Annotated in this window: 16 protein-coding genes; 5 read left to right on the top strand and 11 right to left on the bottom strand. The window is 64.4% G+C overall.

Features of this window, described 5'->3' with window-relative positions; translation table 11 throughout:
• Nucleotides 1-72 precede the first annotated feature (72 nt).
• Nucleotides 73-588 carry a hypothetical protein gene (locus EOA16_RS02565; RefSeq protein ID WP_127255203.1) on the bottom strand — a complete coding sequence of 172 codons (516 nt, stop codon included), beginning with the start codon at nucleotides 586-588 and terminating at the stop codon, nucleotides 73-75.
• Nucleotides 589-884: 296 nt separating this feature from the next.
• Between EOA16_RS02565 and fba the strand changes: the two genes are divergently transcribed.
• On the top strand, nucleotides 885-1949 hold the full coding sequence (fba, locus tag EOA16_RS02560; protein WP_013532928.1) for a class II fructose-bisphosphate aldolase: 1065 nt from the start codon (nucleotides 885-887) through the stop codon (nucleotides 1947-1949).
• A 52-nt stretch (nucleotides 1950-2001) separates the two neighbouring features.
• Here the strand turns inward: fba and ftsZ are convergent, their stop codons facing one another.
• Entirely contained in the window at nucleotides 2002-3039 is a 1038-nt protein-coding gene (ftsZ, locus tag EOA16_RS02555; RefSeq protein ID WP_127255202.1) for a cell division protein FtsZ, read from the bottom strand.
• Nucleotides 3040-3425: 386 nt separating this feature from the next.
• Here ftsZ and EOA16_RS02550 point away from each other — a divergent pair, with 386 nt between their 5' ends.
• Both EOA16_RS02550 and EOA16_RS02545 read left to right on the top strand, forming a co-directional pair.
• Nucleotides 3426-4124 (top strand): GntR family transcriptional regulator, encoded by a 699-nt coding sequence (locus EOA16_RS02550; RefSeq protein WP_127255201.1) that lies wholly within the window; start codon nucleotides 3426-3428, stop codon nucleotides 4122-4124.
• 246 nt (nucleotides 4125-4370) lie between these two features.
• Nucleotides 4371-5726 (top strand): glutamine synthetase family protein, encoded by a 1356-nt coding sequence (locus EOA16_RS02545; RefSeq protein ID WP_127255200.1) that lies wholly within the window; start codon nucleotides 4371-4373, stop codon nucleotides 5724-5726.
• A 283-nt stretch (nucleotides 5727-6009) separates the two neighbouring features.
• Here the strand turns inward: EOA16_RS02545 and EOA16_RS02535 are convergent, their stop codons facing one another.
• Nucleotides 6010-6699: an SDR family NAD(P)-dependent oxidoreductase gene (locus EOA16_RS02535; RefSeq protein ID WP_127255199.1), complete on the bottom strand. Its 690-nt coding sequence runs from the start codon at nucleotides 6697-6699 to the stop codon at nucleotides 6010-6012.
• A 373-nt stretch (nucleotides 6700-7072) separates the two neighbouring features.
• Here EOA16_RS02535 and EOA16_RS02530 point away from each other — a divergent pair, with 373 nt between their 5' ends.
• A complete protein-coding gene (locus tag EOA16_RS02530; protein WP_127255198.1) occupies nucleotides 7073-8188 on the top strand; it encodes an anhydro-N-acetylmuramic acid kinase in 1116 nt (371 codons plus the stop codon).
• Here the strand turns inward: EOA16_RS02530 and EOA16_RS02525 are convergent, their stop codons facing one another.
• From EOA16_RS02525 to EOA16_RS02515, 3 genes are read right to left on the bottom strand one after another with little or no spacing between them, the layout of a single operon-like run.
• A complete protein-coding gene (locus EOA16_RS02525; protein ID WP_127255197.1) occupies nucleotides 8189-8614 on the bottom strand; it encodes a GNAT family N-acetyltransferase in 426 nt (141 codons plus the stop codon).
• Nucleotides 8611-10002, bottom strand: coding sequence for a sigma-54 dependent transcriptional regulator (locus EOA16_RS02520; protein ID WP_127255196.1), 1392 nt, complete (start codon nucleotides 10000-10002; stop codon nucleotides 8611-8613). Before EOA16_RS02520 ends, EOA16_RS02525 begins: the two co-directional genes overlap by 4 nt.
• Nucleotides 9999-11819 (bottom strand): sensor histidine kinase, encoded by a 1821-nt coding sequence (locus EOA16_RS02515; protein WP_127255195.1) that lies wholly within the window; start codon nucleotides 11817-11819, stop codon nucleotides 9999-10001. The genes EOA16_RS02520 and EOA16_RS02515 overlap by 4 nt, the downstream gene beginning before the upstream one ends.
• A gap of 302 nt (nucleotides 11820-12121) precedes the next feature.
• Between EOA16_RS02515 and EOA16_RS02510 the strand changes: the two genes are divergently transcribed.
• Complete coding sequence (locus EOA16_RS02510) at nucleotides 12122-13450, top strand: dicarboxylate/amino acid:cation symporter (protein ID WP_127255194.1); 1329 nt, start codon at nucleotides 12122-12124, stop codon at nucleotides 13448-13450.
• A 69-nt stretch (nucleotides 13451-13519) separates the two neighbouring features.
• Here the strand turns inward: EOA16_RS02510 and EOA16_RS02505 are convergent, their stop codons facing one another.
• The 5 genes from EOA16_RS02505 to EOA16_RS02485 are packed head-to-tail and all read right to left on the bottom strand — an operon-like array spanning nucleotide 13520 to nucleotide 17991.
• Nucleotides 13520-14548, bottom strand: coding sequence for an ROK family protein (locus EOA16_RS02505; protein ID WP_127255193.1), 1029 nt, complete (start codon nucleotides 14546-14548; stop codon nucleotides 13520-13522).
• Entirely contained in the window at nucleotides 14545-15267 is a 723-nt protein-coding gene (locus EOA16_RS02500) for a ribulose-phosphate 3-epimerase (RefSeq protein ID WP_127255192.1), read from the bottom strand. The genes EOA16_RS02505 and EOA16_RS02500 overlap by 4 nt, the downstream gene beginning before the upstream one ends.
• Nucleotides 15264-16097, bottom strand: a complete 834-nt coding sequence (locus tag EOA16_RS02495; RefSeq protein ID WP_127255191.1) for an alpha/beta hydrolase — start codon at nucleotides 16095-16097, stop codon at nucleotides 15264-15266. The genes EOA16_RS02500 and EOA16_RS02495 overlap by 4 nt, the downstream gene beginning before the upstream one ends.
• Nucleotides 16097-16915 carry a sugar phosphate isomerase/epimerase gene (locus EOA16_RS02490; protein ID WP_127255190.1) on the bottom strand — a complete coding sequence of 273 codons (819 nt, stop codon included), beginning with the start codon at nucleotides 16913-16915 and terminating at the stop codon, nucleotides 16097-16099. Before EOA16_RS02490 ends, EOA16_RS02495 begins: the two co-directional genes overlap by 1 nt.
• Nucleotides 16915-17991 carry a Gfo/Idh/MocA family oxidoreductase gene (locus tag EOA16_RS02485; protein WP_127255189.1) on the bottom strand — a complete coding sequence of 359 codons (1077 nt, stop codon included), beginning with the start codon at nucleotides 17989-17991 and terminating at the stop codon, nucleotides 16915-16917. The genes EOA16_RS02490 and EOA16_RS02485 overlap by 1 nt, the downstream gene beginning before the upstream one ends.

The raw sequence follows: 17991 nt of genomic DNA, 5'->3' as shown, positions 1-17991 counted from the left end.
CGCTGCCTAAACTAGGCCTGCTGCCTCCCTTCGGGCGGCAGGCCTTTGCTGATTTGAAAAGGTCCAGCGGAATTACAGGCTGCTGAGCCGGGCTATGTCCTCAGGAGTGGCTCGACGCTCGACAATGGTGCGGCCTGACGCATCTTTTGTCTCAAGCCTACCGTTCTCTATCTCCTCCTTGGTCCCGTCAGGATGAGTGACCTCGATCTTGTTGCCGTCCACTTCGACTTTGTCGCCAGTCGCAGGGTTCACATGCTCGTGGCCGTGGTGGCCGCTGTCGTTTGCGTCGTGATCGTCACCTGGGTCATCATCTCCACCACCCCCGGACCCGGAATTGCCACTGTCATGGCCACCACCGTCATCGCCACCCTCGGAGCCGGAATTGCCACCGGAACCCGAGCCGCCTGCCCCCCCACCGTCATGGCCTTCTCCGCCACTACCGCCATCCCCACTCTCAGCGTAAGCCGCCGCGGGTGCGATCTTGGACGCGGCGTCCAGACTGAGATGATAAGGCGCTACGGTCAGGGCCAACGCCGTCGAAGCACGCAGTGCGAACCAAATGAACCGGCTTGAGGTCGATTTATGCATGGCTGGATTCTCCATTGCTAACCTGGAGGCAACGCAGCCAAATGTTCGAATATTCCTGAGCCTGCCCAGGAAAGGCCATTGAGGCGACGCATAGGACCTATGCTCGCCATATCTTAGACCAAGGTCCGACCTGCTCGCGCGCTACATGACCAAAGAGCCCGGATTTCAGCCCTGCAACAAGAATTGCGATCGAGACGACTTCTGAAGGTTGCGGTTCCGCCGAAATCCGGCCAGAAGCATCAAGGGCCGGCCGGCCCGCGACGTTGCGCTTGAAACCAGATACGGGAGACTATTGGGTGGCTCGCATAACACTGAGACAATTGCTCGACCACGCCGCCGAATACGGCTACGGCGTGCCCGCTTTCAACATGAACAACATGGAACAGGGCCTCGCCATCATGGAGGCCGCCGAGGAGACCAAGTCGCCGGTCATCCTGCAGGCAAGCCGAGGCGCGCGCGCCTATGCCAATGACGTGGTGCTGGCCAAGCTGATCGACGCGCTGGTCGAAATCCATCCCGACATTCCGGTCTGCATGCATCTCGACCACGGCAACAACGAAGCCACCTGCGTGACGGCTATCCAGTACGGCTTCACCTCGGTCATGATGGACGGATCGCTGAAGGAAGACGGCAAGACGCCGGCCGACTACGCCTACAATTCCGGCATCACCAAGCGTGTCGTCGACATGGCGCATTGGGGCGGCGTGTCCGTCGAAGGCGAGATCGGCGTGCTCGGCTCGCTGGAGAGCGGCGGCGGCGAACAGGAAGACGGCCACGGCGTCGAAGGCGCCATCAGCCACGACCAGTTGCTGACCGATCCGGAACAAGCGGTCGAGTTCGTCAAGGACACCCATGTCGATGCGCTGGCTGTTGCCATGGGCACCAGCCACGGCGCCTACAAATTCTCGCGCAAGCCCGACGGCGCGGTGCTGGCCATGAACGTCATCGAGGAGATCCATCGCCGCCTGCCGAACATGCATCTGGTCATGCACGGCTCGTCCTCGGTGCCGGAGGATTTGCAGGAGATCATCAACAAATATGGCGGCCAGATGAAGCCGACCTGGGGCGTGCCGGTCGAGGAAATCCAGCGCGGCATCAAGCACGGCGTGCGCAAGATCAACATCGACACCGACAACCGCATGGCGCTGACCGGCGCGATCCGCAAGGTGCTGACCGAGAATCCGAGCGAGTTCGATCCGCGCAAGTACCTGACGCCGGCCATGGCGGCCATGCGCAAGCTCTGCAAGGAGCGTTTCGAACAGTTCGGCACCGCCGGCAACGCGCAGAAGATCAAGCCGCTGCCGGTTGCCGAGATGGCCAAGCGCTACAAGTCAGGCAGCCTCGATCCGAAGTTCGGCTGAACTGAACGCCTGAGGGCAGGAGCGCGACGGCCCCCTGCCCTTTTGTCAGATCCTACTGAAGCGTCCGCGCTGGCGGCTGGCCGGCGTGGTCGCGGGCGATGCCGGCATCGGCATCTTCTGCTCCAAACGCACGATCGAGGCCCGTCGCCACCACCGAGACCCTGAAGCGGCCTTCCATGCCCTTGTCGAAGATCGCGCCGACGATGATGTCGGCATCCTCGTAGACTTCTTCGCGGATGCGGGTGGCAGCCTCATCGACCTCGAACAGGGTCATGTCCCTGCCGCCCGATATCGAGACCAGCACGCCCTTGGCGCCTTTCATCGACACTTCGTCGAGCAGCGGGTTGGCGATCGCGGCTTCCGCCGCCTTCATCGCCCGACCTTCACCGGACGCCTCGCCGGTGCCCATCATGGCGCGGCCCATGTCGCGCATCACCGATTTCACATCGGCGAAGTCGAGATTGATCAGGCCTTCCTTGACGATGAGGTCGGTAATGCAGCTGACGCCGGCATAGAGCACCCGGTCGGCGATGACGAACGCGTCGGCGAAGGTGGTCTTGGCATCGGCGATCCTGAACAGGTTCTGGTTCGGGATGACAATCACCGTGTCGGCGCTCTCGCGCAGCCGCTCAATGCCCTCTTCGGCCATCTGCATGCGGCGCCGGCCTTCAAAGGCGAATGGCTTGGTGACGACGCCGACAGTCAGGATGCCGGCCTTGCGCGCCGCTTGGGCGATGATTGGAGCTGCACCGGTTCCCGTGCCGCCGCCCATTCCGGCGGTGACGAAACACATATGCGTGCCGGCCAGATGGTCCATGATCTCGTCAAGCGATTCCTCGGCCGCGGCGCGGCCGATCTCGGGAAGCGATCCGGCGCCCAATCCTTCGGTGACATGCGCGCCAAGCTGGATCAGCCGCGTTGCCTTGGACATGGTCAGCGCCTGCGCATCGGTGTTGGCGGCGATGAATTCGGTGCCCTGAAGCTGCTCGGCGATCATGTTGTTGACGGCATTGCCGCCGCCGCCGCCAACGCCGATAACGGTGATCTTGGGTCTCATCTCGGAGATTTCGGGCTTCTTGAACTCGGCCATGCCTGTTTCTCCTTCGTCAATTGCGCGCGCTTCACGACCCACCCGCAGACTGCCTTGGGCATATTGCAATCGAGCGGCATGACGCGAATCAGTCCGTTGCGATGGGTACCCCAAAAAGCCAGACAGCGGCCAGAGGTGCAAGTGCATGCGAGGTCAAGATTTGTGATGACCGTTTTGCACAGCGTGGCAGAGACGCCGCATGCCTGACAATCAAGCGTCAGCCTTGGTGCGACGCGTCGGCTTGCCGCGCAACGATCGAAGCGTCTATCATGTACTTGATAAATCGCTGACTTCGGCGTTCTCGTCGGGCTCGGCCACGCAGAATCCCCAGCGGCGAAACCAGCCGGCCGTACAGATTTCTGAACCGATGAAGCAGCGCCCCGCCAATGGCCGACAAAACACAATTCGGGTTGACCGCCGTTGACACCGTTCCCTTGCATGAAAAAGTCTATCTGGAACTTGTGCGGGCGCTGATGTCCGGCCAGTTCACGCCGGGCCAGAAGCTGACGTCGCGAAAACTCGCAAGGGAACTCGGCACCAGCGACATGCCGGTGCGCAGCGCCTTCATGCGGCTGCAGGCGCTGCGGGCGCTCAGCCCGATGCCGAACGGCAGCGTCGAGGTGCCGGCGATATCGGCCGAACGGTTTTCGCAGTTGACCGCGGTGCGGACGATCCTCGAAGGCTCGGCGACCGAACTGGCGACAGAACGCATCAACGGCAACAATCTGCGCACGATCCGACGCCACGCCACCGACCTGACATTGGCGGCCCGCAAAGGCGATATCGACGACTATCTGCGCAAGAACCACGACTTCAAATTCTCGATCTATCGCCATTGCGGCAACGAGCAGATGATATTCCTGATCGAAACCGTATGGATGCAGGTCGGCCCTTTCCTCAGGAACCTTGCCATGGGTTTCGAGGATAACCTCGCTTCCATCCTCGACATCGATTTTCACGAGGAAGTCGTCGCGGCGATCGAGGCCCAGGACGGGGAGCGCGCCCGCGCGGCCATCGTGCGCGACATTGACGAAGGGGCCTCGCACATACTGCAGCAGGCGAGATTTCCGAAGGCGAGAAACTGATGCGCGTCGCGTTTGTGCGGATTCGGGCAACGCCCCTTGGCTTTCCGCCCTCTTCCCTCTATGTTGCGATCGCAGATCGCGCAATTGGTTTTGAAATGCCTCCCGACATCCCAGCTAGTGAATTGAAAAAATAAGGAAAAGCACTTGGCCATAGCCAAGTCTGGTTTCCTGAAACTCACGAGCTATTTTTACCGGGGACGTGCGGCCGGTCAGGCTGCGGCACCTTCAAAAACCAGAGGTTATAAATTGAGCGATGCAATTGCGGACGTTTTGAACTGGCTTGAAAGCAGGACCGACATCCAGAGCCTGAGGGCCGCGGTGTGCGACCTCAACGGCATCATGCGTGGCAAGCGCATTCCCGTCGAGCAGGCAAGGAAGGCGCTGGAAGGCAAGCTGCGCATGCCTTTTTCGCTGATCGGACTGGATGTCTGGGGCGAAGACATCGAAGGCAATAGCCTGGTTTTCTCGACCGGCGATGCCGATGGACTGTGCCAGTGGACAGGACGCGGCATTCTGCCGGTGGCCTGGACGGCGCATCCAACGGCACTTGTCCCGCTCTGGCTTGCCGACGAAAGCGGCGCGCCCTATCTCGGCGACCCGCGACGGGCGCTGGCCCGCATCCTGGATCGCTACAAGGCCTTGGGCCTGACCCCGGTCGCGGCAACGGAACTCGAATTTTATCTCGTCGATCCGCAATCGCAGCGGCCGGTCGGACCTGTCTCGCCGGTGACTGGACGCCGTCTCGATTCCGACGCGGCGCTGTCGATCGACGAGATCGACGATTTCGAATCCTTCATCCATGACGTCTACGAGGCTTGCCGGACGCAAGGCATTCCCGTCGACACCGCCATCGCCGAGAACGGCGTCGGTCAATTCGAGATCAATCTGAACCATGTCGCGGACGCCTTGCGGGCGGCTGACGATGCGGTGCTGTTCAAGCGCACGGTGAAAGGCATTGCCCGCAAGCACGGCTTTGCCGCCTGCTTCATGGCCAAGCCCTATGGCGACCGCGCCGGCAATGGCTTCCACGTCCATTTCAGCCTGGTCGACGGTGAAGGGCGCAACGTCTTCGACGACGGCACCGACCAGGGCTCGGAGACCATGCGCCATGCGGTCGGCGGCCTGCTCGCGGCAATGGCCGAAAGCACGCTGGTGTTCGCACCGCACTTCAATTCGTACCGCAGGCTGCGCCCAAGATCCTATGCGCCAACCGCGGTCGCCTGGGGCTATGAGAACCGCATGGTCGCGATCCGCATTCCGGGCGGACCGACCGCTGCGCGCCGTATCGAGCATCGCGTTTCGGGAGCCGACGCCAATCCCTATCTGGTGCTTGCGGCCATATTGGGCGCCGCGCTGACAGGCATTGAAAGACAGTTGTCGCCAGGTGATCCGATCGGCACTGACGGCCAGGGACTTCCGCCGGCAAAGCTGCCGCCGGACTGGGCGTCCGCGATTGCCGCCTTCGAGAGCGGGACGTATGTGGCGGAGATATTCCCGGCAATCCTGCGCGACTCTTTCGTGGCCTGCAAACGCCAGGAGCTGAACACGTTCGCGCTCAATGTCAGCGATTTCGAGATCGAGACATACCTCGAAAGCGTCTAGATCGGCCTAGGCCAGTACGGCCACGCTGGCGCGCATCGGTCGGTCATGTCCTGGCAGCCGCGATACGGTCGGCAACCCTCGGGCTTCCTGCGCACCGAAACCCAATCGCGTCAGGCAGGCTCGCGCCAGGGCCGCATTGCTGTCGATGACGAGCAATCCATTCACGTCGTTGAGGCTGGCCGCCACCACCGACAGTTCGGTGCAGCCGAGCAGGGCGGCATCGGCGCCGGCCGCTTACTTCCCGCCAGGCGATCAGCTGGCCCTTAGGCGATCATCTGGATTGTCAAAACGTCTCAATCCAGGGCCGCAGCTCAAGCTCCGAGCTCCAGGCGCTGCGATGCTGGCGATGGGTTGTGAGATAGGCCTCGGCGATGGCATCCGGCGATAGGCGGCGGTCCGGCCGTTCGGGATCGGTCACCTGTCCGGGCGGCCCGATCTGGCCGTCGATGATGAAGTGGGCGACGTGGATGTTCTGCGGAGCGAGTTCGCGGGCCATGGACTGCGCCAGGCCGCGCAGGCCGAATTTCGGCATGGCAAAGCCGGCCGAACCGGAAAACCCCTTCACACTGGCGGTGGCGCCGGTGAACAGGATCGATCCGGAACCCCGCGCCAGCAGCCGGCGCGCCGCCTGCTGGCCGACCAGGAAGCCGCCATAGGCGCCGACCAGCAATGCCTGTTTGACCGCTTCGGCATCGAGTTCGGCGACCGGGCCGCGGGTGCGCGCGCTGGCGTTGAACACCGCAAGTGCCAGCGAGCCGGCCTTGTCGGCGGTGTCGAACAGCCTGGCAACGGACGCAACGTCGGCGACATCCGTCTCGACGGCCAGCGCGCCGGTCTCGTCGACCAGCGCGCTTAGCTTCTCGACGTTGCGGGCGGCCAGAACCACACGAAAGCCTTCCCGGGTGAGAAGGCGCGCAAGTGAGGCGCTCAGACCGGCGCCGGCGCCTGCAATAACGACCACATCGGATGTCATGATTTTTCTCTCCTTGCGGATTTCGGCGGAAGCGTTCGCCAGATCAGGCAAGGTCGCGCCTTCCGCGCTGACAGGCAAGAGGTGGCATCTCGGCGGCTGTTGAGCCAGACGGGCTGCAGAACCGGCGTTGCGCGGTCCAGCATCGCCTGTGGCGCTACGAAGGCCGCTGCTCGGCCTTCAGCACCGAGACCGCCACTTCGACAGTGGCAAGGCTTGACCTTGCCCGCCACCGGATTCATCCGACCGACATTTTGACGATAGAATCGTTAGGCTTCGTAAAGCTGTCGGCGATCTCATCAATGGGGACTGGAGCATGGTCCTGAAAAGTGGGAAACGGTTTTCGGAAAAGATCATGTTCAACAAGGAAACGACTATGGAACCAATCTGGGCCGTCGGCCTGATGACCGGCACGGTGCTGGACGGCAACATCGACGTCGCGCTGATCAAGACCGATGGCGAGCGCATCGAGGATTTCGGCACCTATCGGCTGATGCCTTATCCCGCGTCGATCCGCTCCCTGCTGGAAGAGACGCTGACCGAGGCGCGGGCGTGGAATTTCGTCGGGCCGGAGCCGGCAATCTTTCGTACCGCCGAGCAAGCCCTGACACGCGCGCAGTCGGCGGCCGTCAAGGAGCTGGTCGAAGGCTATGGCATGACGATGGCCGATATCGGCATCGTCGGTTTTCACGGCCAGACCGTTTTGCATCGCGCACCGCAGGTTGGACGGCTGGGCCAGACCCGGCAGCTCGGCGACGGTGAGCTGATGCACGCCATATTGGGCACCAAGGTCGCATACGACTTCCGCTCGGCCGACATACGCGCGGGCGGCCAAGGCGCGCCGCTGGCCGCAGCCTATCACACCGCGCTGATGCGCAGCGCCGGCGCCAGTGGCGAGGTGGCCGTGCTCAATCTCGGCGGTGTCGCCAACATCACCTGGTGGGACGGCGCCGACAATGTTGTCGCCTTCGACACCGGGCCGGCCAACGCGCCACTCAACGATTTCATCAAGTCGAAAGGGCTCGGCGAAATGGACCGCGACGGCGCCCTTGGCCGAGCGGGAACGCTCGACGAGGCGCGGCTGGCCAAGCTTCTGCTGCACCCCTATCTGAGCAAAGCCTATCCGAAATCGCTGGACCGTTTCGACTTCGGCGCCGCGATGGCGGACGGCCTGAACGCTCCGGATGGTGCGGCCCTGCTCACCGCCTTCACCGCCGCCGCGGTCGGCAAGGCTCTCGACCTTCTGCCAAGCCGGCCGAAAAAACTGGTGGTCAGCGGTGGCGGCCGCCACAACCCGACGATGATGGCGATGCTAGCCAGCCGCGCCGGCGTCGAGGTGGTGCAGGCCGAGACCCTTGGCTGGAGCGGCGACGCGGTGGAGGCGGAGTGTTTTGCCTTCCTCGCGGTTCGCGTGCTGCGTGGCCTGCCGATCAGTTTCCCGAGCACGACCGGCGCACCGCAGCCGATGCGCGGCGGAAAACTCGCAGGGTAATCAGCCAGCCAGCTTCTTCTGCAGGAAGATGCGGCTGCGGCCGACAGGGAAATCGGCAAGCGTGCCAAAGGGCTGATATCCCTGGCGCTGATAGACCTTGGCGGCGTTCGGATTGAAGGTGTCGATCCAGGCGTTCCGGCAGCCACGTACGACGGCTTCCTGTTCAGCCGCGTCCAGCATTGTGCCGGCCATGTGCTGGCCGCGCAGCCGCTCATCCACCCAGAGCCATTGCACATAAAGCCATCCCCAGGCGGTATAGCCAGAGATGCCGGCGACGACCGCGCCATCCTCGTCTCGCACGAACACGGCAAGCGCCTTCCTTTCGGAAGCGCCGACATCGCCGTCGTTGAACGCTGTCAGCCTTTCGCCGAGAAAGACGAGTTCTTCCGGCAAGGGATTTGCCGTCGTTTCCAGTGTCCTGTTCATCGCTTTTCCGAGACAGGTTGTGGATCCGGATCACCGCCATTGCGAAATTCGGACGCGGCAATGCCGTAGCGCTTGAGCTTGTCGTAAAAAGTCTTGCGCGGCACGCCGAGCGCGTCGATGGCGCAGCGCACGTCGCCGGCATGATCGCGCAGCGCGTCACGGATGAGCTGCGCTTCGTATTGGCCGACCCGTTCAGGCAATGCTGCCGCAGGTTCCGGCGCGTGCGCGGAGACCGCCCTCACCTCATCGTCCGGGCCGAGACCGAGCGCGACGCGGTCAGCGAAATGGGCAAGCTCGCGCACATTGCCTGGCCAGTCATGCGACTGGAGATGGTCGCTGACTGCGGCGTTTACCTTGGCGACAGGCCGGCCGAACCGTTCCGCCGCCTTGCCGAGGAAATGCCCAAACAGCATTGGGATGTCGCCGCGCCGTTCGCGCAACGGAGGAATGCGCAGCGTCACCACGTTGAGGCGAAAATACAGATCCTCGCGAAAATCGCCGCGCTGGTCCGGCCGGCCGAGATCCACCTTCGTCGCCGCGACGACCCTGAGGTCGACGCGCCGGATCTCGTTCGAGCCAAGCGGGGTGAGGCTGCGCGTTTCGAGCACCCGCAGCAGCTTTACCTGGAGCGCCGGCGGCATGGATTCGATCTCGTCGAGAAACAGCGTGCCGCCGCTCGAATGCTCGATGCTGCCGATCCGCCGCCGCTGCGCGCCGGTGAACGCGCCCGCCTCATGGCCGAACAGTTCGCTCTCGATGACCGTCTCCGGCAGGGCGCCGCAATTCAGCGCCACGAAGGGTTTTGCGCGCCGCCGCCCCCATCTGTGCAGGAGGTCCGCCACCACTTCCTTGCCGGTTCCGGTCTCTCCCTCGACCAGCACATCGACATCCATGTCGGCGATCTGGCGCAAGGTCTCGCGCAACCGTTTGATGGCGGGCGCCTCGCCGATCAGAGGCAGGCCGTCGGCGGCCAGTGCCGCGGCTTCGCGCAGCCGCCGGTTCTCCATCACCAGCCGTCGCTTTTCCGATGCCCGTTTCAGCGCCTCGACAAGACGGTCTCCGGCATAGGGTTTCGGGATGAAATCGTAGACGCCGTCCTTGAGCGCGGCCACTGCGAGATCGACGTCGCCATGCCCTGTGACCAGGATCACCGGTATATCCGGGTCGATCGCCTTGATGCGATCGAACAGTTGGAGCCCGTTCATGCCCGGCATGCGGATGTCGCTGACCACCACGCCTTCAAAGATCCTGTCGACGACGGCAAGCGCTGCCTCGGCGGCGTCGCGCGCGACCACGGTGAAGCCGGCAAGCTCGAGCAATTGCGTTGTGGCGTGCAGCAGGTCCGCATCATCGTCGACGAGCGCCACCAGCCCCGATCCCTCAATCATTCAATTCGCCTCAAGTCGATGGTGAAGGATGCGCCGGTGCCGGTGCCGGGATCGAGTTGCAAGGTGCCGCCCAACTCCTGGGCAATCTCCTGCGAGATCACCAGCCCGAGACCGAGCCCCTTCTCCTTGGTGGTCTGGAACGGCATGAACAGATTGCCGGCTGCTTCCGGGCCGAGGCCGGGACCATTGTCACGCACCGAAATCAGCACCCTGTCGTCTCGCTCCGCAAGGTCTATCTCGATGCGGGGATCGGGCTGGTCCTTCATCGCATCCAGCGCATTCTGCAACAGATTGACAAGGATCTGCTCCAGCCGGATGCGGCTCGCCATGACCGCCGGCGAGGCGCTGCCGCGCGGCTTGACGATGGTCACGCCGGAATCGCGGATGCGCCCGGACAGCAGCGACAGCGCGCCGTCGATCGCCTCGCGCACCGGCAGCGGCGACGCGGCGACGCCCGGCCGGCGGGCGAAGGTGCGCAGGGTGCCCGTGATCGCGCCGATGCGCTCGGTCATCGACACGATCGACGTCAGATTGCCGCTCGCCGGTCCGGTCTTGCCGGTTTCGAGAAAGCGGCCGGCGTTCTCGGCATAGGTGCGGATGGCGGCGACCGGCTGGTTGATCTCGTGCGCTACGCCGGCGGCGATCTGGCCGAGGATGGAAAGCCGGTTGGCCTGGGCGAGGTCGTCGCGCAGCCGGCGGACTTTGGCCTCAGCATTTTCACGCTCGGCGATTTCGCCGGCAAGTGCGGTGTTGGAGCGCGTCAGCTCGGCCGTTCGCGTGCTGACCCGGCTCTCCAGCTCGGCATTCATCCGCGCCAGCGCCTCCTGCCGCAGCCGGCGGGTGCGCCGACGGCGGGTGAGCACGTAGGCAAGCAGGCCCGTCAGCAGGAGCCCGAGCAACGTGGTCAGCCGCGCCGTGTTGGCGGCGGAGGAGAGGGCAGCGTCGGCGGGCGTCAGCAGCCACAGACGCCAGCCTGGGACTGCACCGGGCAAATCCTGCACCACCTCGACGAACTGGCGTGGTCTTCCCGCGTTGTCGATCGTCGCCAGGCCGTCGCCGGCGCCGCGCCATATCGGCAGCGGTTCGAAGCCGGCATCGGCCAGTTGAAGCTGGTCATGGGCTGCGGCGGCGTCTTCGGCGGAGAGTGGCGCCAGTGCACGGAACCGCCAGTCGGGCTGGCTGGTGGCCAGCACCACACCGCGTTCATCGGTGACGAAAACCAGAAAGCCGCTGGAGCGCCAATTGGCTTCGACGCCGTCGAGTTCGACTTTCAGCACCGCAACGCCAAGCGGCTTGCCGCCGTCGTCGACGCGGCTCGCGAGGTAAAGACCCGGTCTGCCGCTGATCGTGCCGAGGCCATATTGGCTGGCCGCGCCCTTCGCCATCGCCTCCTGGAAATAGTGACGGAAATTATAATCGATGCCGACAAAGCTCGTCGGTTCGCCGGCATTGCTGGCCGATATCGCGATGCCCGCTGTGTCTATGACATAGATGGCGGATGCCGAGGCATCGCCGGCGATCGCCTTGAGCTTGTCGTTGAGGGCCGCTTCTTGCATCTTTCCGGCCCGGCGCAGCGCGCCGCGCACAGCATCGTCGCGGGCCAGCACCAGGGGAACCAAGCGCTGCTTTTCGATTTCGCCGGTCAACGTTCCCGCCGCCAGCGGCAGTGCGGCAAGTGCTGTGTCGCGCAGATTGTCGGCAGCCTGGCCGGAGGCGATGCGGCCGGCGATAGCGATCGCGCCGGCCAGGAAGGCAAAGGCGACGACCACGGCAAGCCAGCGGCCATCGCGCAGCCGTGCCACCGCTTCGCGCAGCATTTCACGGCCGGCAAATCCAGGGGATTCGCTATCGGTACCTACCTGCTGCGTTGCCCTCTCCTTTTCTTCGCGGCTTTCCGATCAGTGTAATGCGAAAATCCGCCCAGGCAAACGTTGCTTGTGCGGAAATCCGCACAGACATTTGCCGCATGGCTTCGAGCAAAGGCGGAATTGCCGGGATTCCGGCCTTTCCGCGAATTGGCACAGCGCTTGCAAAACTCCCTGGCAGCGGCGTGCGACCGGAGCGCCGCGACGGGAGAAGTCACGCAGGGCGGTCCGCCCATCCGGCCAGGGAGAGTTCGATGCACATCGCAGACCAATCAGGCGCGCTTACCGCGCAGCGCAAACCTTTCTATGCCCAACTCTACGTGCAGGTGCTCGTCGCGATCACCGTCGGTATCCTGCTCGGCCATTTCTATCCCTCGGTCGGCGAGAGCATGAAGCCGCTCGGCGACGCCTTCATCAAGCTGGTCAAGATGATCATCGCCCCGGTCATCTTCCTGACCGTGACGACGGGCATTGCCGGCATGAGCGATCTGCAGAAAGTCGGGCGCGTCGCCGGCAAGGCGATGCTCTATTTCCTCACCTTCTCGACGCTGGCGCTGATCATCGGCCTGGTCGTGGCCAATGTCGTGCAGCCGGGCGCCGGCTTCAACATCGACCCGGCGACACTCGACGCCTCGACCGTCAACACCTATGCCGCCAAGGCGCACGACCAGTCGGTCACCGGCTTCCTGATGAACATCATCCCGTCGACCATCGTCGGCGCCTTCGCCGACGGCGACATCCTGCAGGTGCTGTTCTTGTCGGTGCTGTTCGGCATTGCGCTGGCGCTGGTCGGCGACAAGGGCACGCCCGTCCTCAACTTCTTGCAGGCGCTGACCACGCCGATCTTCAAGCTGGTCAGCGTGCTGATGAAGGCAGCCCCTATCGGCGCCTTTGGCGCCATGGCCTTCACCATCGGCAAATACGGCATCGGCGCGGTCATCAACCTCGCCATGCTGGTCGGCACCTTCTACGTGACGGCGTTTCTGTTCGTGTTCGTCGTCCTGGGTGCTGTCTGCCGCTACAACGGCTTCTCCATCCTGTCGCTGATCCGTTACATCAAGGAAGAGTTGCTGCTGGTGCTGGGCACCTCCTCATCTGAAGCCGCGCTGCCCTCGCTGATGGAAAAAATGGAGAAGGCCGGCGCCAAGCGCTCGGTGGTCGGTCTGGTCATCCCGACCGGCTATTCCTTCAACCTCGACGGCACCAACATCTACATGACGCTGGCGGCGCTGTTCATCGCGCAGGCAACCAACATCCATCTGTCGATCGGCGACCAGATCCTGCTGCTGCTGGTTGCGATGCTCTCGTCCAAGGGCGCCGCCGGCATCACCGGGGCAGGCTTCATCACCCTTGCCGCCACGCTGTCGGTGGTTCCGGCGGTGCCGGTCGCCGGCATGGCGCTGATCCTCGGCGTCGACCGCTTCATGTCGGAGTGCCGGGCGCTGACCAACTTCGTCGGCAATGCCGTCGCCACGCTGGTGGTGGCGCGCTGGGAAGGCGAACTCGACGAAGCCAAGCTGGCCAGGGCCCTGGCGGGCACGGCCGACGACAGCCTGCCGGCTGATATTGTTCCCGCCGAGTAATCACGCGCGGTCAATGCGTAAAAGGCCGGAGGCGAGCTGCCTCCGGCCTTTGTCATGCAGGTCGCAACGTCAGACGGTGCCGGCCTTGCTCAGCAGCGTGTCCGGAAATGTGCTTGGGCCGACGGGCATACGGGCGGCAATCGTGCCGACGTCGTCGAACAGGACAAGGCTGGCCGCGCCGACCAGCCCGGCATGGCGGCCGAGCTGGGCTGGAACAACCGGCACGTCGCGATAGGCGCGCATGGCCCGCTGCCTGATCGTCGCCTCGATGGTCGGCAGCATCAGGTCGAGCCCATTGGCAATGCCGCCGCCGACGACCAGCACATCGGGCGAATAGAGATGCAAGAGGTTGGTGAAGCCAACGCCCAGCCAGCGCGCTTCCTCCTCCAGCAAGACCGAGGCAAGAGCGTCGCTCAGCCGTGCCGCGTCGACGACATGGCGGCCGGTCACCTCCGCGTCCGATGACAAGCGCCGCAAGGCCGAGCCGTCTCCGGCGGCCGTGGCGGCGCTGGCTCGGCGGCCAAGTGCTGTTCCCGAGGCGATGGCCTCGAAGCAGCCAACGACACCGCATACGCAGCGCTCGCCTTCATTGGTGATGGTCATGTGACCGATCTCGGCGGCCAGGCCACGGCGGCCATGCAGGATGCGCCCGTCGACGACGACACCGCCGCCGATACCGGTGGAAACCGTGACAAAGACCAGCGAGCGAGCGCCATGGCCGGCGCCGAAGCGCCATTCGCCGAGCGCCGCCGCATTGGCATCGTTCTCCAGCCGCACCGGCAGGCCGAGCCGGCGTTCGAGGATGTCGGCAAGCGGCACATCCAGCCAGCCGGCGAGTGTCGGCGGGCCGACGGCGATGCCGGCCAGCGGATCGAGCGGTCCCGGCGCACCGACGCCGACGCCGACGATCGAAAGTGCCGGGGCCCCGGCATGGACGGTCGCCGCCAGCGCCTCGATCTGGCCGATCACCACGTCGGGGCCAGCCTGCGCCTGAGTCGCCACAGCACCGAATGCGAGGATCTTGCCTTCACGGTCGACCAGGGCGGCACGAAGCTCCGTCCCGCCAAGATCGATCGCGAGGGCGGCTTCCATTGTCATGCCGCGACCTTCAATCCGTGTAGCCAGCCGATGCGGCCGGCGAGATCCTTGTCGCCGAAGGCGAGCGAACCGAGAACCACGGTTTCGGCACCGGCTGCACGCAGCAACGGCACGGTCTCATGGCGGATGCCGCCATCAGCGGCCAGAACCACTTGCGCCTCGCGGCCGGCCTTTCTCAGGATGGCGCGGGCAGCGCCCAGCCTGTCGCAGGCCTTGTCCGACAGGCTCTGGCCCTTGACGCCTATGGCAGTTCCCAGAAGCGTAACGAACGCGACCTCCGGGACGAAAGGCGTCACCACCTCGACCGGCGTTTCCAGCCTGAGCACGACGCCGGCCTCGGCGCCGAGTTCGCGTGCCAGCCGAACGGCGCGCAATCCCGCCTCGCCATTTTCGGCATGGACGCTGACCATGTCGGCGCCGGCTTCGATGAACTGGCGCGTCTGCGCCTCGACGATTGCGTCATCGACCATCAGATGGACATGGATGGGCTTCTCCGTCAGTCCGGCGATGCGGGCGACGAGATCGGGGAAGAACAGGAAGGACGGGGCGAAATGCCCGTCCGCCACATCGATGTGATGAAGATCGACATAGGGTTCGATACGTCTGAGATCGCTCTCAAAATTGACGAGATCGGCGGACCACAGCGAGAATTCGGCGATCATACGGTCACGCGGCAATGCGGCGATGGCGGCTGGGCCGGAGAGAGATTTCGAGATCATGATTGGTCCTGGTTGTTGAAACGATCTTCGAGGAAGCTGCCGATGGCGGCGCGGATCTCGGCGAAATGACGATCCTTGTCGGCAGCCTTCGGCGTCACCTCGTTAAAGGCCGCGTTGGGGATAGCATCGGCAAGGCTGCGAGCGGTGGCCAGCGGATGGACGAGATCGATGCCGCTGCCAATGACGAGCGTGGGGAGCGCGAGCCCAGCGGCCGCTGCCCGCGTGACGCCGGGCCCGTCGGTTGCAATCGCCTGCATCACCTCGGCAAAGACGGCCGCGTTCTCGCGCGCGAAGAAGCCGAGCAAGGAAGCAAGATTGTCCGGCGCTTCGATGCGAAAGCGGGCCGCTGTCGCCGAGGCCGCGAAGGCATCGCGCGCCTCATCCAGTGGACGACTGCGGATGAGCTCCGCCGCCTCCACGTAAGGACGCATGTTTTGCGGCGCTGTATCGAAAGCCCAGGCAGGGCGAACAAGCACCAAACCCAGGACGCGGTCCGGGTGCCGGGCGGCAAGCTGCAAGGCGATGGCCGCACCCATCGAGATGCCGCCGGCGACGAAACGGTCGAGGCCGGCCGCATCCGCGGCGCCCAGGACATCGTCGGCGAACATCACGATCGAAAAGGGACGTGTCGTGCCGGCGTCGGAACCGCCCTGCGCGCGGCATTCGACGGTGAGCCGGCGGTATGACGGCCTGTCGGGAAAGTTCTGCGCGACCTGCGCTGCGTCACCGCCGAGGCCATGCTGGAACACGACGGGAAGCCTGCCCTGCCCCGTATCGAAGACACGAAGCGCTGCATCGTCGCCAAGCAGGATCGTTGGCGTGGCGCCCATCAGAGCAGCCCTCGCAGGAAGGCAGCGATGCCGGGAGCTTCATCGGCGGACAGGCCGTGGGTGACGAGCGATCCGTCGAAGCCCGCTGCCTTCAGCCGCGCGACGAAATCCGGAAAGTCGACGATGCCTTGTCCCGCGGTGGCGAAGCGGCCGTCACCATGACGGTCCTTGGCGTGCGCCATGGCGATATGACCGGCGGCCTCGTCGATCGCAGAGGCAATGATGGCGCGGGCCTCGTCCGGCGTCGCGTGCTCAAACAGGTTCGCCGGATCAAGCACGATCTTCAGATGCTTCGATCCCATCTCGGCGATCAGCCGCGTCGCATCCTTGGCCGAGGTGACGACGTTGGCCTGTTCGGGCTCGATGCCGAGATCAACGCCGGCCTCTTCGGCCAACGCCAGCGCCTTCGCCATCTCGGCGGCCATGTCGGACCAGGCGGCCGGATCGGCATTGTCGGGATGATACGCCCACTGATCGGCGGCGCTGCGCGAGCCGGTGCAGAGTGTGACCAGCGGGATGTCCAGGGCAGCAGCAGCCTCGATGACGACCGCGAGACGCCTGAGGCCATCGTCGCGGACAGCCTTGTCGGGATGCGCCATGTTGTAGGTGCCCGATAGCGCTGCAAGTGAAATGCCGCTCGATTGCGCCGCAATGCGGATGGAAGCGACGGCATTTGCCGGCACCGCATCCGGCATCGACGGCAGGCCGGCGCAGGCGAGATTGAACTGCGTCGTCTCATAGCCAGCCTGGCGCACCGTCGTCAGCACGGCAGCCGGCTCAGTGCCCGGAAAAGTCTTGGCGAAAATGCCGAGACGCATCACACCGCCCCCGAAACCGAGGCGAGTTCGACCCGCTCACCAGTCTCGACCGAACGCGCAATGGCGACCATGGCGCGGATCGAGGCGATGCCGTCCTCGACATTGGCACCGCGCATCGGCGCGCCGTTCAGCACCGTGTCGGCAAGGCCTTCCAGCTGGCGGCGGAAGAAATGACCGTCGGCGCCGAGCGGCTTGTGGGCGGTGGCGGTCTTCTCGTGAAATATCTCGACCTCGCTGGCGCGGAAGTACCAGGGGTTGAATGTCCTGGCGATGACCGAGCCGTTCTCGCCGTAGAGCTGAAAGCCTTCATGCCAATCCATGCGGACGGCGACAGTAAGGTCGAGGTGGCCGAGCGCGCCGCTGGCGAACTCGGTCTCGACGAACCAGCAACAGGCGCCGAATTTCTCATTGAGGCGGGCTCGCACGGCGACGATATCGCCGCACAGGAAGCGCGCCGTATCGACGAGATGAGAGCCATGGGCCAGCATGAAGTATTGCCTGAGATCGGCTTTGGGATTGCCCGCCGGCTTCTTCGCCAGCTTGCTGGTGACGGGCAGCGGCTGCACGGCATCGGTGTTGGTGTAGCGATGGGTTGAATCGCAATACCAGGCCTTCAGCGCCAGCACTTCGCCGATCTCGTCGCGAACGAAGTCGCGCGCCGCCTCCAGTGCCGGATCGAAGCGCTTCATGTGCCCGACCTGCAGGATCTTGCCCGAGCGCCTGACCGCTTCGGCCAGCGCCTCGCCTTCCTCAACCGAGGTGCCGATCGGCTTTTCACAGAGAACATGCTTGCCGGCGTTGAGCGCCCTGATCGACATCGGAACGTGATAGGCGTCCGATGTGGCGACGATCACCGCTTCCAGCTCAGGATCGGCGAGCATTGCCTCATAGTCGGAATACATTTTCTGCGGCTCGTAAGTGGCGCCCATGCGAGCAAGCAGATCGGGCGCCGCGTCGCAAATGGCGTAGAGGTCGGCATTGCCGGCCTTCACGCAGGATTGCAGATGCGCGAACTGCGCGATGGGGCCGCAGCCGAGCACGCCGACCCTGAGGCGTCTGTCCTGTTTCTTGATCAT

Source organism: Mesorhizobium sp. M7A.F.Ca.US.008.03.1.1 (genome assembly GCF_003997495.1).
In the GTDB taxonomy this organism is placed as follows: domain Bacteria; phylum Pseudomonadota; class Alphaproteobacteria; order Rhizobiales; family Rhizobiaceae; genus Mesorhizobium.
Note: the sequence above shows the minus strand (reverse complement) of the source record. Positions and strands in the feature narration are given on the sequence as shown.